Genomic DNA, 14237 nt, shown 5'->3' with positions numbered 1-14237 from the left:
GGCAGGCGGCGAGCCTTGCGGGGCTTGCGCCGATGGCGAACGATTCCGGGATGCGAATGGGCCGGCGAACGATCCGCGGCGGGCGCGGGGCGTTGCGCACGGCGCTTTATATGCCGGCCCTCGTCGCCTCACGGCACAATCCTGCACTGCGGCGGGTTTATCAGCGCCTCATCGCGGCGGGAAAGCCGGCCAAGGTCGCGCTGACGGCGCTCATGCGCAAACTCGTTGTCATCGCCAACGCCATGCTGCGTGACGGCCGCGATTGGGTGCCGAATATCGCTTGAGCAAGACGGATACTTCGCTGTTCCCCCTTGCACCCCGCCCCCGCCCGGCGCCGGACTGACCGCAGCGAGGGCGGCTCCGAGGAACAGACACCGAGGCCCCGCCGTCCTTGGGCGGGGGGGTGGAACCACCCTGCCATGGGGCGCCCGCTGCGTGTGGGGAGCGCCACGGGCCTGGCGGCAGCGTCAGGTGAGGATCGGCTCGGCGCGGCGCTGGGCTGGTCGGATGGGGCGGGCGCGGCGGAGGTGCGGAGGCGGCGTCTCGGTTTGGGGTCCCGGCGCGTTCGGCTGGGGCCGGTCGGGGGCGGCGCCGATCAGTCGTGGAAGGTCGCGAAATCGGCGAGGGGGACGCGGTTGGACCGATGCGCGCGCGACGGATGCGCCTCGTCCGGATACCCGACCGCAAGGCCGGTGAAGAGGATCCGCTCCGGCGGCGTGCCGAGGAAACCCGTCACCGCCTTCGGATAGTTGGCCCAATATTCCTGGGCGCAGGTGCCGAGCCCCGCCGCCTCGAGCAACAGCATCACCGTTTGCAGGAACATGCCGACGTCCGCCCATTGGGGCGGGCCCATCTGCCGGTCCACGGTGACGAACAGCGACAGCGGCGCGCCGAAGAAGTCGGCGTTGCGGCGGTACCACGCCCCGCGCGCCTTTTTGTCCTCCCGCGCGATGCCGATGGTGGCATACATCGTCTCGCCGACGTCGAAGCGGCGCTCCTTGTAGGGGGACGACAGATCCGGCGGGTAGACGTGATACTCCTTGTCAGGCTCGCCGCGCGGATACTCGGCCAACACGTCCACCATCATCGCTCGGAACCGCGCCATCGCCGACCCGGCGACCACGTCCACGTGCCAGGGCTGCAGATTGCCCCCCGACGGCGCCCGCGCCGCCGCGCCGAGGACGCGCCTCACCACGGCATCCGGAACCGGGTCCGGCCGGAAGGCGCGCACGGAGATGCGTCGGGCAACCGCCTCCGCCACGCTCATCGTCGACGATCGGGCGGGGGCCGGAGAGGGTGCGGTGGTGGCGTCTGTCATGGAGGTCCTTCCTGCCGGCCGCCTTCCGCGTCCCGTGCACACGGACGGCGCGGCCCTGATGTCGGCGCATTGCGCGGCCCGCCGCAGGATAGGCCGCACGCGCGCTCTGTGGGAAGATGCGGCCCGTGTCGCGCAAAAGGCCATAGGCTCGCCCGATAGGAAGAGGCTTCCGTTGCCAGGCGGTCGAGCGCGGGCGGTTGTGGGCGGACAAACGTCGCCTCATGCGGGGCGCGGTGCAGGAGCGCGACGTGCGAGGCGTGCTGTCGGTGGGCGACCACGTCAGGCGCGAAATCAGATGAGGCGGGATCACCCGTCCGGAGAGGGAGGGCGCCATGGCGCGCGTGGAAGTCGACAGAAACGGGCCTGTCCTGACGCTGGTGAACAACGACCCGGCCAGCCGCAACTCGCTCGTGCCGGAGGTCTATCTCGGTCTCACCGACGCGCTGGGGCTGGCCGAGGCCGATCCCACCATCCGCGCCGTGGTGCTGACCGGGGCGGGCGGCTTTTTCTGCTCCGGCGGCAACATCCAGGGGCTGAAGGAGCGCGTGGCCGCCGAGCCGGCCGAGCGCCGCGCCACGGTGGAGAAGCTGCACGCCCTGATCCGCGCCATCCGCGACAGCCGCCTGCCGGTGATCGCCGCGGTGGAAGGGGGCGCTGCGGGGGCGGGCGCATCGCTGGCGGCGGCGTGTGATCTCATCGTCGCCGCGCGAAACGCCTACCTCTCGGTCGCCTACGTCAAGATCGGCCTGACGCCCGACGGCGGGGCCACCGCCTTCCTCGGCAGCGCGTTGCCGCGTCAGCTCGTGCAGGAAATGGTGTGGACCGGCGACCGCGTCGGCGTGGAGCGGCTGCATGCGCTCGGCCTCGTCAACCGCCTGACCGAGCCGGGCGAGGCCCTGGCCGCGGCGCAGGACTGGGCGGCGGAGCTGGCGCGCGGACCCGCGGCGGCGATCGCGCGCGGCAAGGCGCTGGTGTCGGGCGCGCCGATCACGCCGCTCTTCACCCAGCTCGACCTGGAGGCCGAGGGCATCGCCGAAGCGCTGGGAGGACCGGAGGCCGCCGAGGGCCTCGCCGCCTTCCTGGAGAAGCGCCCGGCGGACTTCACCACCATCGCCCCGCCGCCGGCGCACGGGCGCGAGCCGGTGTGACGGTCACATCAACGCCAGCTCCAGCGCGCTGATGAAGGTGACGGACGCGACATAGACCGACAGGTTGTAGATCCAGTTCCATCCCCACGAGAGAGTGAAGGTGTGGATCCGGGTGAGGCGGCTCAAGATCAGCGGCGCCGCGGTATATTGCGACGCCGTGAGCGACAGGGCCCACCCCACGCTGAGCGACAGCACCATGGCGAGCGGCGAGACCGGTAGTTCGCCGAGCGCCTGGTACGAGGCGGCCAGACACACCGCGACGACGATCGGCGTCAGCGCGATCTGCGCGGCGAGAAGCACCACCACCGGCATCGCCGCGATGATGAGGATGTGGCCCGCCGCTCCGGTCCCCAGCGTGAAGGCGAGCGCGTCGGTCGGGATGAGCGCGCCGAGCATGGTGCCGATGAACCCGGCCGACGCCAAGGTGACCGCCTCCGGTGCCGAGCTCGGCAGCGCGCGCATGACGATCCCCTCGATCCTCAGCCCCACCGTTGCGGCGCGGGCGCGCGGCGGCAGTCCCGCGTTCTGCGTCGTCAGCCAGATCACGGTGAGGAAGGGGGTGGTCATCATCAAGGCCGGGACGACCTCGGTGTGGAAGGTGTTGGTGATGAGGACGGCGGAGGCGATCAGCGCGGCGACGATGAGGGAAAGGTCGCGCAGGGCGGTGAGCGGCATGGGGAGCGGCGGCCGGCGCTGCGGCAGCGTCCCCGTGCGCAAGAGGCCGCGGCGGATCACGCGGCCCTCAAGCTGATCCTCGCTCCAGCCGATGACGAGCCAGGTGAGCGCGAGAAGGAACCCGGACAGTAGCACCATCGACGGATCGGCGCCGGGGAAGAGGTCGTTCAAGAGCGCCTGCGTCACCGTCGTGGGCGAGAACATGACGACGAGGGCGAAGCCGCGCAGGGTGGCCGAATATTGCCGCCGCTCCTTGATGGCGGTGATCTCCGGCGTGTCGCCCGCGTCCTTGGCGGCGCTGACACCGGCCTGAACCAGCGGCGCCAGCAGCGCCAATGCGCCGACATTGGCGAGCGCGGCCAGCACCGCCGCGCCGATGGCGATGGCGCCATAGCGCCGGCTGGGCGGCTGGCGGGTGAGGTAGCGGCCCAGATTGTCGATGGCGAGCGAGGTCTTGGCCGGTTCGCGCATGATGCCGATGAGCACCATGAACGAGGCGAGGAAGCATGATTGCTGCACCCCGGCCCACATGACCGCGAAGGGATCGTCGAGCAGCGCCAGGCCGAGGAGGCCGAGGAGGATCGCCGCCGTCGCGAGGGTGCGCTCCCGCCGCGAGATCAGCGGCTGCCCCACCGCGAGGAAGACGACCAGCAGAACCGCGGCGACGGCGGCGATCCACGTCGCGCCGGTGACGCGGGTGGCGAGGCCGAAGACGGCGAGAAGGGCGAGCGTGATCGCCGTGAGGCGCTTCAGCGGGGCGAGCGGAGGGTCTGCGGGTGCAGACGGGGCCGGAGAGGCCGGGCCGGACGGGTGAGGCATTATGAGGCTTTGATGTCGCCGCTGTCTGGAGGGGCGCGGTCCGCATCCGCCACGGTGGATGACCGGGCGGACGGTGCGGCGGCCGGTGGTGCTGAGGCCGAGGCCGCCGGGGAGGTCGATGGCGGCGATTGAGGCAAGGTGGGTGGAGCCGAGGTGGGTCGTGCCGAGGTGTGCGCGGTCGGCGCGGCGGGGAGCTGCGGCGCGCCGTGTTCGGCGGAGGCGGCGGTTGGCGCAACGCGAGGCGGGGCGGCGCAGAGCCCGCCCTTCAACGCGGACTTCAGGTTGCCGCGCACGTGCCGCAACGTCGTTTCCAGCGCGGCGACCTCGCCGGCGGACAATCCGGCGAAGGCCACAGCGTCGATTTCGGCGATCGCGTCCGCAATGGCGTCCAGCAGCGGGTAAGCGCTGGGGTCCAGCCGCACGCGGTTGGCGCGGCGGTCCCTCTGGCAGGGGCGGCGGGCGACGAGACCGCGGGCCTCCAGCCGCTCGACCAGCCCGCCCGCGGCCACCGCGCCGATACCGAGCGGCGCCGCCAGCTCGCTCTGGGTGAGCCCGTCTTCGCGGTAGAGATGGCCGATGACGCTGGACTGGCTGGATGTGAGGCCGAGCGGCTCAAGCATCCGATCGAACAGGGTGGCGCGCATCCGAGCGATGTCGCGGAAGAGAAGCCTGTTCGTCGGCACAGTGCGGGGCGGGTCCACCCGGCGTCTCCGGCATCGCGCGGCGGTGCCGCAATGGGGTCGCCGCGCTGGCGCCGTGGCGACAGGGGGCGATGCCTCCGAGAATAGTATGCGGGTACATGATCCGGCAAATGGGGCGCGCTGAAGAACCCCGGCGGCGCATGAAGATTGGCCGCCGAGCGATAGCACTGGCCTATGGGACGCGCCTTGCCCTTTTCGCGCGCGATATCACCGGCCGTGCTCTCGGCCTGCGCCGGTGAGCCGTCGACGGGGCAGCGTCGTGCGGGCCGTCGCGCGTCCGTCAGCGGCGCGTTCCGGTGAGTGCGGCGGCGAGGTCGGCGACGCTTTCGACCGAGTGGATCGGCCGCATCGCGTCGACGTGAGGCAGCAGCGCGCGGATTCCCTGGGCGCGCGGCTCGAACCTGTCGAAGCGCAGCAGCGGGTTGAGGAACAGGAGCTGGCGGCAGGAGCGGCGCAGACGGTCCGCCTCGAACGACAGGCGGCCAAGGTCGCCGTCTCGCTCCAGCCCGTCCGTCACCAGGAGCACGATCGGCCCGCCTGACAGAACACGCCGCGACCAGTCCTTGTTGAACCGCTCCAGCGCCTCGCCGATGCGCGTTCCGCCGGACCAGTCGGCCACCTGCGAGGAGGCCATGGCCAGCGCCTCGTCAGGATCGCGCCGGGTGAGGGCGCGGCTGACGTTGGTGAGCCGCGTGCCGAACAGGAAGGTCGACACGCGCCGCCGCTCGCCCAGCGCGTGTAGGAAGTGCAGCATCACGCGCGAATAGTCGGCCATGGAGCCGGAAATGTCGCAAAGGGCGACGATGGGCGGCGGCTTGACCGCACGGGCGGTGAGGCGCGGGCTCACCATCTCGCCCCCTGTGCGCATGGCGGCGCGCATGGAGCGGCGCGGATCGAACCGGCCGCGCGGGGCGGCGACGCGGCGGCGCGTCTCCACCCGGTCAGCGTCGAAGGCGAGGCGGGCGATGGCGAGGCGGGCGACGGAAAGCTCGGCCGCGGTCATCTGCGCGAAGTCCTTGGTGCGCAGGATCTCGCGGTCGGACGAGGTGAGCCGCGCGTCGATCTCGATCTCGTCCGGCCTCTCACGGCTTTCGCGGCGTTGCGGCGGCTTCAGCGCCTCGGCCACGCGAGCGGCACCGGCACGCGGCTTTTCCGGCGCCTTGCGCTCGTCGACGACGGGGGAGAGCAGCTCCATCATCTTGTCGAGCAGGTTACGGCCTTGGAAGAAGGCGTCGAACGCGGCGTCGAACACGGCCATCTCGTCCCGCTTGTGGACGAAGACGGACTTCAGCGCGGCCCTCACGTCGCCGCGGCTACCGATCCCCGCGGCTTCGACGGCGCGCACCGCGTCCACCGCATGGGCGGGGCCGACGGGCAGGCCCGACTCGCGCAGGACACGGGCGAAGACGGCGATATTTTCGGCAAGGCGGCCGTCGTGCGGCTGCGGCGCGTGGTCCATGGGGGTTCCGTCAGGCGAGCGTCTGCCCGCCTTGTGGCACGGCGGCGGCCGCTTTGGCGAGGGCGCGCCGCTCGATCAGCGCGGGGGGCTCGGCCAGCGCCGGGCGGCGAGGGTCAGAGCGTGACGGCGAAGGCGAAATATTTGAACAGCGCGACCTGCCCGACCAGGCTGGCGAGGAGGGCGATGGCAACGACTTCACGCGGCATATGGTCAAACATCGGGACTGATCTAATTGATGGGGTTGGCCGGATCATCCCACGACGCGGGCCGCGCTGCAACGCGGCGCCGGCCGCCGGTCCTTCGCGGGCGCGGGCCGGAGCCGCCCGGCGTCACCCGACTGCCACAGAACTCGCCACTTTGGTGGGCGAGCCGCCCGCCGGCCTTCGCTGCGGGCAGGCGCCTTTCCGCCGCAGCGGATCACCCCATGGCGCTCGCCAAAGCGTCGCGCATCTGGTCCGGCCAGGGCTCGGGCCGGCGCGTGTCGCGCGCCACGAGGACGTGGGTGAAGTGCGCCTCGGCCGCTGCGGTGGCGCCGGGGCCGGCCGGAGCCTCGAACAGACCGGCGTGCCAGGTGACGCTGGATGTGCCGATGCGCGCAACCTTCAGCGCCACGACCACGTCCTGCGGGAAGGACAGCGGCGCGTGATAGCGGCACCCCGTCTCCACCACCAGGGCGATGACCGGCCCGGCGTGAATGTCGATTCCCGCCCGCGCGATCATGTAGCGGTTCACCGCCGTGTCGATGAACCCGTAATAGGCTGCGTTGTTGATGTGGCCGTAGACGTCGTTGTCGGCCCAGCGCGTGGTGAAGGTTTCGCTCAGGGGATAGTCCGACAGGCGGGAAGGCGGTGGTCGCATCGAAACTCCTTCGCAGGGCGCAAAGGGCCGCGCCCTGCTCGGCCGAGAGTGGCAAAGGGCGCGCACTGGCACAATTCAACTTCCGCCCGGCGCGCCGACCGTCCCGCATTTTTCGGACAAGGCGGTGACGGCGCCGCCGCCTCGGTCCGTTCAGTCCTCGGTGGCCGGCACGCCGCCGGCCAGAACCTCGTCCTCGGCGCGTTCCGGCGGCATCGGCGGGGCGGCCTCGCCCTTCACGGAGGGCTGCTTCCCCAACGCTTCCGGGTCGTCCGCCGGGATCGAGAGATAGTTGAGCAGGATCCGGTCAGACTTTTGCATGATCTCCGGATCGCGCAGGAGGTGGAACCCCTTCAGGCTGACCGACCCGGCGATCATCATCAGCCGCGACTTGAAGTCCTTCACCTGCCGGCCGTTGCGCTCGTCGAACAGCTTATTGTCCGGGTCGATCCAGACGCCGAGCGCCTTGATGTTGAACGGATCGAAGCGGCGCTTCAGATCGTCGGAGTCCCATTGGTGATAGGTGTCCGGGAACACCACGTTCTCCACCAGCGATCCGCCGTTCTTCAGGTCACCGGCGATGAGTTCGAGCCGCTTGGGATCGAAATTCTCGTCCAGCTCACCGTTGAGGATGGCGACCGGCGCGCCGGTCGTGCGGTAGTCCTCCAGCCGCGGAACGGTCGGGCCGTAGTAGGACACGTGGGCGGCGAACTTCTCGTCGGACGCGACGAACAGGCGGCGGATCTGCTCGTAAGCGGTGAGGATGGAGATCATCCCGCCATAGGAGAAGCCGATATTGTAGATCCGCGCCGGGTCCACGTCCGGCCGGTCGGCGAGCCAGGTGAGGCCGGCGAAAGCGTCCGCCAGCATCATCGACTCGGTCACGTTGACGGCGCGAATGGGGTGCGCCGCCTTGTGGAAGCCGCGCGTCTTGAAGGAATCGACCACCAGCGCGACGAAGCCGTGCTGCGCCAGAAAGCGGCCATAACGCCGCTCGCGCACCGTCTTCACCCCGCCGAGCCCTTCGGACACGACGACGGCGGGGAAGGGACCCGGCAGCGTCGCGGGCTTGTAGAGTTCGGCGGCCATCGGCACGGGCTTGCCGGACGGGTCGTGGTCGGCCAGCACGAAAGGGTTCGCTGTGGGGATGCGGACGGTCTCGTAGCTGACGTCATCCATAAGCGGGCGCGCTCCTCGGGGTGTGGCGGACACGGGGCAACCGCATGATCGAGCGCGGCCTGGTTTTCAAACGTTTTCCCCTGCCGCAAGTTTCATGACGTCATCGCGAAGCGCCTCGCTGGTGGCCACGCGCGGCACCTTGTTCTGTCCGCCGAGCTTGCCGCGCGCGCGCATCCAGGCGTTGAAGCTGCCCGGCGGCACGATGACGACGCGCGGCGCCTTGAGCTGATAGTCGCCGCTGCGGTGGACCTCGTAGTCCTCGTTGCCGTCCTTCAACGTCTCGTCCAGCGCCTTGGTGAAGCGGGCGATGTCGGCCACCGGCCCGTCCGTCTCCACCACGAAGAGGTGCTGGCCGGCGCTTTCGCCCTTGGTGGGGTAGATCGGCGCCACGGTATATTCGGCCACCTCCCGCCCCGCGTCGTGGGCGGCGGCGATCACCGCGCGCTCGATCTCGCGGCCGGACAGATGCTCGCCGAACGCGGAGAGATAATAGGACGTGCGCCCGGTCACTTTCACGCGCGGCGGCTCGCTGGGGATCAGCTCGACCACGTCGCCGATCTTGTAGGCCCAAAGGCCAGCGCAGGTGGAGAGGACGAGGCCATATTCGCCCGCCGGCGCGTCGGCGAGGGTGAGGCGGGTCGGGTTTTCGCTCTCCCACTCGTCGATCGGCACGAACTCGAAGAAGAGGCCCATGTCGGTGTTGAGGCGCATACCGTCGTGGATGCCGCGGTCGGCGGAGGCGACGAAGCCTTCCGACGCCGAATAAACTTCGCGCCAATCGACGTCGGGGCTCGGGCACCATTCGCGGAAGGTGGCTTCGTAGGGGGCAAAGCTCATCCCGCCATAAACGAGGAGGTTGAGGCCGGGATAGAGGGCGCGCACGTCGTGAGCGCGGCCCGACACGGCGGCGAGCCGGTCGAGGAAGAGGAGCAGCCACGAGGGCGTTCCGGCGAGGCAGCGGATCGGCTCGTCGAGCGACAGGCGGGCGAGCCGGTCGATCTTGGTTTCCCAGTCCGCCTCCAGCGCCTCTTTGATGGACGGGAACACGAAGGGCGTCGACCAGGACGGGTTTTCCAGCCGCGCGATGCCGGAAAGGTCGCCCGCCATGATGCCGTCGCCCAGCTCCTGCATCGCCACCGAGCCGGACAGCATGAACGACTTGCCGCCGAGAACGTCGCTCTTCGGATAGCGGCGGACGTGGTGGGCGAGAAGGTCGGTGCCGGCGCGCGCATTGGAGCGGATCATCGCCCGGCTGACCGGGATGTGCTTGGTGCGGCCTGACGAGGTGCCGGACGAGACGGCGAAATAGGGAATGCGGCCCGGCCACGTCACATCGTCGAGCACCGGGAAGGCGGCCTCGAAATAGTCGCGCCGGAAGTCCTCGAAGGTGCGTAAAGGGACGCGGTCCTGAAAGTCCTTCACCGTGCGGATGGAGTGGAAGTCGTGGTCGCGGCCGAAGGTGGTCTTGGCGGCGCGGCGCACGAGGGCCAGAAGCTCGGCCTCCTGCGTGGCGACGGAGGAGCGGCGGGCGAGGCGCTTGTCGCGCAGCTTGGCGTAGCCGCGCAGGAGGGGCGTCGCGTCAAGCATCGGCGGGTGCGGCGGGCGGGGCCGAAAGGGCCGGGACGGGAGCGACGGCGGTGGTGTGACGGAAGGCGTCGGCGAGCGCGGACTGCGAGAAGGGCAGGCGGATCTGGTCGCCGCGCTTCCAGGCGCCGATCATGTCGAACATGGTGCGCGATCCGGGCCAGCCGTCCTGCCCGCCGAGCAGCACGGCCCAGGTGGCATCCTCGTGGGCGAGGTCGGCGACGAAGCGCGCGTTGGCGCCGAAGTTCGACGCATGCGGCTTCTGCGTGATCGGGTGCATGGACTTCATCACCGTGTCGTTGGAGCCGCCGGACGGAAACTCGATCACCGGCAGGCGCGAGGCGAGCCAGGGGAGCTTGGTGAGCGGGTGGGAAAGCCGCACCTTGTGCAGCGCGCCCCATGTCTTGTGCTTGGCGAAGGGGTCGGCGGCGGCCTCCAGCGCGATCCCGAGCGCGGCCACGAGGTCGGCCTTCGTCGCCCCGTCCACCAGCCGCGACAGGCGCGAGAAGGGCCGCCAATGCGGGCTGACGAAGCGCACCGCGGCACGCTCCTCCAGCGATTTCACCAGCGGCTCGGTGACCAGCTCGAACGCCAGCGCCCCGACCGAGTCCACCGCATAGCGCCCGTCCCAGGTTGCGATCGCCTCCATCACCGGGCCTGACAGGCCGACGTCGGACGCCGCGATGCGCAGCTTCTCGGCGACGGCGAGCGCTCCTGCGTGGAAGACGTCCTGCTGCATCGCCTTCAGGTCCGCGGCGGTGAAGTCGCGCCCGGCGGACAGCATCTCGCCGATGCGCTGGAAGCGGTGACCTGAGGCGTAGAACAGGCTGATCGTCACCGGCGACGCCACCGGCTCCTCGTTGGAGGAGACGACGTAGCCCTCGGGCGGGTCGACCACCATCGGAAGCTCGCGCCCGGTGAGAAGGCGCGACCATTGCCGCTCGGCCTCCGCCGCGCCGATGACGAGATCGGCCGGCGTCTCGAGAGGCCGCTCGGGGATGTGGGCGGCGATCATCTTGCCGATGGATCCGGACGGGTCGGCCCAGATCATGTTGAGGCCGGGCAGCGCGTAACGGTCGACCGCGTCCGCGAAGGTCTGCCACGAGTACGCGCGCATCAGGTCGCGGAACGGGGTGAACTCGTCGCTGGGGCGGTGGCCGAGCCACTTCAGCGCGACGGTGCCGGTCGTCATGTTGAACGCCTGCGCATCGCTGACGATGGGGCCGTGGACACTCTCGCGAACCGTCATCGGCTGCGTCGACTTGCCCGCGGCGATCGTGACCGCGCGGTCGGTGAGCGCCTCGCCCGCGACGTCCACCAGCTCGGACGATGTGGCGTGGAGGTTGGTGCCGCCCCACGCCCCGTGCTGGTTGCGGCCGACGCCGAAGATGGGCAGCGCCGGGATCATGAAGCCCCACACCGAAAGCTCCGGCGTCCTGAACCCGGCGATGAGCCACAGGTTGGGCGCGGCGATGATGTGGTGGGGGTCGCAGGCGAGCATCGGCGTGCCGGACCGGGTGCGGCTTCCGGCGACGGCGAAGGCGTTGGAGCCGGCCCGGTCGAACGCGGAGGGAAGCGCCTCGTCCAGATGCGCGGCGTCGATGGGAATGTCCTCGTCGGCCACCGCGGCGATGCCGATGAGTTCGCCCCACATGCGCGACCATTCGGGATCCTCGCGCAGCGGGTTCAGCGTGCGCCAGACGCGCCACGCATAGTCGGCCGAGCAGAGGCGCGAGACGGCGAAGAGGTCCTCGGCGGTCCACGGCGCGAAGCCGAGGCCGAGCATGTCGAACTCGGGCGGAAGCCGGGCCTCGGCGGCGGCGTTGATGCCGTCCGCGAACCCGTCGACCCAGTCGCGCGTGGCGGCGGGCATCATGGCGAGCGAGGCGGCCGTGGCGCGCGGGAAGTCGATGAGGCGGGTGAGCTTGTCGAGCTCCAGCGCGGCGGTTCCTGCGACCTCGGACACGCGGCCGAGGGCGACGCGGCGCATCAGCTCCATCTGGGCGAGGCGCAGGTGGCCGTGGACGATGCCGAGGCCGACGGCGGCGTCGCGGTCGTTCGCGGCCTCGACGAAGGGGATGTGATGATCGTTCCAGCGGATCGACAGCGGGGCGGAGACCGGCGCCCGGGCGGGCAGCATGGCGAGGCGCTGTTCCACCGAGAGGGCGGGGAAGCGCTTCAGCCCCGAGCGCCGCAGGACCGATGCGGTGAGCCCTGCGAGGCTGAAGGCCTGACGTGTGCGCCGGGAGAGGTCGGTGAACGTTGAGGAAGCCATTGCCGGAAAAACCGCCGCCTTGAATGGTTGGTTCCGCCGCCTGATCGCGCCAGACCGCAGAACGTGCGGCGGGGGGCGGCGTCGAAGCGGCTTTCGCGGCACTTGATGGCTCCGGACCGCGGTAATAACAACCATTCGGGCAAAACGCGGCACTTCGCAGCAGGGCGTGCCGTCTCTATGGTGCCCGCGACACGAGAGTAGGATCGGACCCGAATGGGAAACGAAGCGTACCAAGAGCGAGATGCGGCGTTCTTCGACTACAAGCTCTTCGAGCGTTTCGACCTCCAGCTGCGCGGGCCGCAATGGCCGGTCGACGAGCCGGCGGACCTCAACATCGTCGGTTCCGCGCGGGTGTTCGGCCGTTTCGTTGAACGCCCGCTGTCGACGGTGCTTTCCGAGGACTACGGCATTCGCGCGCGCAACCTCGGCACGGCCGGCGGCAACCCGTTCATGTATCTGAAGCGGCCGAGCCTGCTGCACTATCTGGCGACGTCGGACGCGGTGCCGATCTTCCAGGTGTGTGGTGCGGACGGGCACTCGAACGACTGGTTCACGCGCATCACCGGGCGCACCATGCGGGTGAAGACGGACGCGCTGGGGCTGGGGCTGACCGCGGGCACCAACGTGCGCGGCGGCGTCGGCTATCGCAAGGCGTTCAAGACGCAGCCGTTCGAGGCGGTGGTGGAGCAGATCCACAAAGGCCAGGACTTCGTGCTGGAAGAGTACAAGGAGTTGAAGCGGGCATTGGGACGCCCTGCCGTCATCATGTACTTCAGCGACCGTCCGGCGCGCCCGCTCACGAAGGACAGCTACCGCGATATCTTCTCCTTCCCGCACTGTGTGGACCGGCGCATGTGGGAGAACCTGAAGGACGTGTTCGAGTATAGCCTCGAGATCGTCAGCAACGAGGGCATGCCCTACGAGGTGACGGACGGGAAGGAGACCGTCGCGGTCGACCTCTACCCCTCCGTGGCGATGCATCGGACGGCGGCGGCCGAGATCGCCCGGCACGCCGATGCGATCCGCGCGCTGGCGACGGGGACGCCCAAGCCCCTCGGGGAACGGCGCGTTCCTCTTCCCGCGGCGGACGACGAGCCCGCGCCGCGTGCGCGCCGTCAGCGCCCGGACGGGACGGCGCGCCGGGGCGGAGGCGCGCGCAGGGATGGCGCGGCGGCCGGTCGCGAGGGCGCGCCCGGCGGGGGCGATGCGGTCGGCAGAGCCCACGCCGCACGCGCCGATGCCGCGGAGAAAGTCGATGGCGGGCGCCGTAGGGATGGCGCGCGCCGCAACGACACCACGAAGCGCGAGGGCGGCGTGAGGCGCGAGGACGGCGCGGTGCGCGCGAGCGGTGAGGGGCGGCGGGCGCGTAAGGCCGAGGCGGACGGAGACGGTACGTTGCGCCGCAGCATCGAGGAGCGCCGGAGCGCCGCGTTGGCGGCCCGCCGGGCAAAGCGCGCCGCCGCATCGAAGCCCGTGGCCGAGTAAAGCCGGCCGCGGCGGGATCTAACCCGCGGCGCCGGCGATGGCGCGTTTCAGGTCGGCCTTGCCCATGGTGGAGCGGCCGGACACGTCGAACGCGCGGGCGAGGGTCATGAGGTCGTCCTTGCTGACGTCCTCGCTGTCCTTCACCGCGCCCAGCACGGCCGATTGCAGAGTGTCCTTGTCCATCTTGGACCGGCCTTCGATGCCGAGAGCGCGGGCGACATCCATCAGGTCGGCCTTGGTGGGCTCGGCGGACGCGCTGCCGCCGTCGTGGCGCTGCCGGGCGGTCTTCGCGGCGATGTCCGCCGGCTGCTGCGAGTGTTGCTTGCCCTTCGCGCTGTCCTTGCGCTTCTTGGCGGTGGTGCGGGCGTAGTCTTCATCGGACAGCGCCTTGCGGGCGGACTTGGGCAGATAGCGCTCGCCGGTGTCCTTGCTCTTCTTACCGGACTTGGTGTTCCACTCTTCCTCGGCCCACTCGGTCAGGTCGTTGTCGGACCGCTTGCCGCCGACATAACCTCCGCCGCGCTTCTTGTACTCCTGCACGGCCATCTGCGCCTTTCGGGCGGACCACTCGCCCGGCTCGCCGCCTTTGGACGAGCGGGTGATCTCGTCCTTCACCTTGTCCCAGAGCTTCGGATCGGTACGTTTTGCTGTCGACATGGCGTTCACTCCACTTTGCAGCGCCAACGTGGCCGCCGCGCAAAGTGTTCCCCGCCTGCGGCAGCGGTTTCGCACGCAGGCC

The 14237-nt window shown here is 70.3% G+C and carries 12 protein-coding genes; 3 read left to right on the top strand and 9 right to left on the bottom strand.

The genetic code is table 11. The features are described from left to right. A partial coding sequence (locus BIX52_RS18510; RefSeq protein WP_139312810.1) for a transposase occupies positions 1-284 on the top strand: 284 nt, incomplete at its 5' end. A gap of 311 nt (positions 285-595) precedes the next feature. Here the strand turns inward: BIX52_RS18510 and BIX52_RS18505 are convergent. Beyond that, on the bottom strand, positions 596-1318 hold the full coding sequence (locus BIX52_RS18505; protein ID WP_205647857.1) for a nitroreductase: 723 nt from the start codon (positions 1316-1318) through the stop codon (positions 596-598). Between the two features lie 332 nt (positions 1319-1650). On the opposite strand from BIX52_RS18505, the gene BIX52_RS18500 reads away from it, so the two are divergent. Then, positions 1651-2466 (top strand): oxepin-CoA hydrolase, alternative type, encoded by an 816-nt coding sequence (locus BIX52_RS18500; protein WP_075222573.1) that lies wholly within the window; start codon positions 1651-1653, stop codon positions 2464-2466. Positions 2467-2469: 3 nt separating this feature from the next. Here BIX52_RS18500 and BIX52_RS18495 read toward each other — a convergent pair whose 3' ends face one another. The 7 genes from BIX52_RS18495 to BIX52_RS18465 all read right to left on the bottom strand — a co-directional run bounded on the left by BIX52_RS18495 (position 2470) and on the right by BIX52_RS18465 (position 12013). After that, positions 2470-3960: a hypothetical protein gene (locus BIX52_RS18495; protein ID WP_075222572.1), complete on the bottom strand. Its 1491-nt coding sequence runs from the start codon at positions 3958-3960 to the stop codon at positions 2470-2472. Next, on the bottom strand, positions 3960-4661 hold the full coding sequence (locus tag BIX52_RS18490; protein ID WP_205647856.1) for a MarR family winged helix-turn-helix transcriptional regulator: 702 nt from the start codon (positions 4659-4661) through the stop codon (positions 3960-3962). Before BIX52_RS18490 ends, BIX52_RS18495 begins: the two co-directional genes overlap by 1 nt. 280 nt (positions 4662-4941) lie before the next feature. After that, positions 4942-6120 carry a vWA domain-containing protein gene (locus tag BIX52_RS18485; RefSeq protein ID WP_075222570.1) on the bottom strand — a complete coding sequence of 393 codons (1179 nt, stop codon included), beginning with the start codon at positions 6118-6120 and terminating at the stop codon, positions 4942-4944. Positions 6121-6537: 417 nt separating this feature from the next. Then, positions 6538-6978, bottom strand: a complete 441-nt coding sequence (locus tag BIX52_RS18480; protein WP_075222569.1) for an acyl-CoA thioesterase — start codon at positions 6976-6978, stop codon at positions 6538-6540. Positions 6979-7128: 150 nt separating this feature from the next. Next, on the bottom strand, positions 7129-8154 hold the full coding sequence (locus tag BIX52_RS18475) for a dienelactone hydrolase family protein (RefSeq protein WP_075222568.1): 1026 nt from the start codon (positions 8152-8154) through the stop codon (positions 7129-7131). 66 nt (positions 8155-8220) lie between these two features. After that, positions 8221-9741 carry a GH3 family acyl-acid amido synthetase gene (locus BIX52_RS18470; protein ID WP_075222567.1) on the bottom strand — a complete coding sequence of 507 codons (1521 nt, stop codon included), beginning with the start codon at positions 9739-9741 and terminating at the stop codon, positions 8221-8223. Beyond that, entirely contained in the window at positions 9734-12013 is a 2280-nt protein-coding gene (locus BIX52_RS18465; protein ID WP_075222566.1) for a penicillin acylase family protein, read from the bottom strand. Before BIX52_RS18465 ends, BIX52_RS18470 begins: the two co-directional genes overlap by 8 nt. A gap of 213 nt (positions 12014-12226) precedes the next feature. Between BIX52_RS18465 and BIX52_RS22995 the strand changes: the two genes are divergently transcribed. Next, entirely contained in the window at positions 12227-13498 is a 1272-nt protein-coding gene (locus BIX52_RS22995) for a DUF6473 family protein (protein WP_075222565.1), read from the top strand. 18 nt (positions 13499-13516) lie between these two features. On the opposite strand, the gene BIX52_RS18455 is transcribed toward BIX52_RS22995, so the two are convergent. Next, the gene (locus tag BIX52_RS18455) at positions 13517-14155 is read right to left on the bottom strand and encodes a DUF5872 domain-containing protein (RefSeq protein ID WP_075222564.1); all 639 of its coding nucleotides are present in this window, start codon (positions 14153-14155) and stop codon (positions 13517-13519) included. Positions 14156-14237 lie beyond the last annotated feature (82 nt).

The organism is Acuticoccus yangtzensis (assembly GCF_001927245.1).
Classification (GTDB): domain Bacteria; phylum Pseudomonadota; class Alphaproteobacteria; order Rhizobiales; family Amorphaceae; genus Acuticoccus; species Acuticoccus yangtzensis.
This window is presented reverse-complemented; position numbering and strand designations above follow the sequence as displayed.

Excerpts from the sequence above, each read along its gene's own strand:
- BIX52_RS18505 (WP_205647857.1), bottom strand. The coding sequence starts at position 1,318 with ATGACAGACGCCACCACCGCACCCTCTCCGGCCCCCGCCCGATCGTCG.
- BIX52_RS18500 (WP_075222573.1), top strand. The coding sequence starts at position 1,651 with ATGGCGCGCGTGGAAGTCGACAGAAACGGGCCTGTCCTGACGCTGGTG.
- BIX52_RS18495 (WP_075222572.1), bottom strand. The coding sequence starts at position 3,960 with ATGCCTCACCCGTCCGGCCCGGCCTCTCCGGCCCCGTCTGCACCCGCA.
- BIX52_RS18485 (WP_075222570.1), bottom strand. The coding sequence starts at position 6,120 with ATGGACCACGCGCCGCAGCCGCACGACGGCCGCCTTGCCGAAAATATC.
- BIX52_RS18480 (WP_075222569.1), bottom strand. The coding sequence starts at position 6,978 with ATGCGACCACCGCCTTCCCGCCTGTCGGACTATCCCCTGAGCGAAACC.
- BIX52_RS18475 (WP_075222568.1), bottom strand. The coding sequence starts at position 8,154 with ATGGATGACGTCAGCTACGAGACCGTCCGCATCCCCACAGCGAACCCT.
- BIX52_RS18470 (WP_075222567.1), bottom strand. The coding sequence starts at position 9,741 with ATGCTTGACGCGACGCCCCTCCTGCGCGGCTACGCCAAGCTGCGCGAC.
- BIX52_RS18465 (WP_075222566.1), bottom strand. The coding sequence starts at position 12,013 with ATGGCTTCCTCAACGTTCACCGACCTCTCCCGGCGCACACGTCAGGCC.
- BIX52_RS22995 (WP_075222565.1), top strand. The coding sequence starts at position 12,227 with ATGGGAAACGAAGCGTACCAAGAGCGAGATGCGGCGTTCTTCGACTAC.
- BIX52_RS18455 (WP_075222564.1), bottom strand. The coding sequence starts at position 14,155 with ATGTCGACAGCAAAACGTACCGATCCGAAGCTCTGGGACAAGGTGAAG.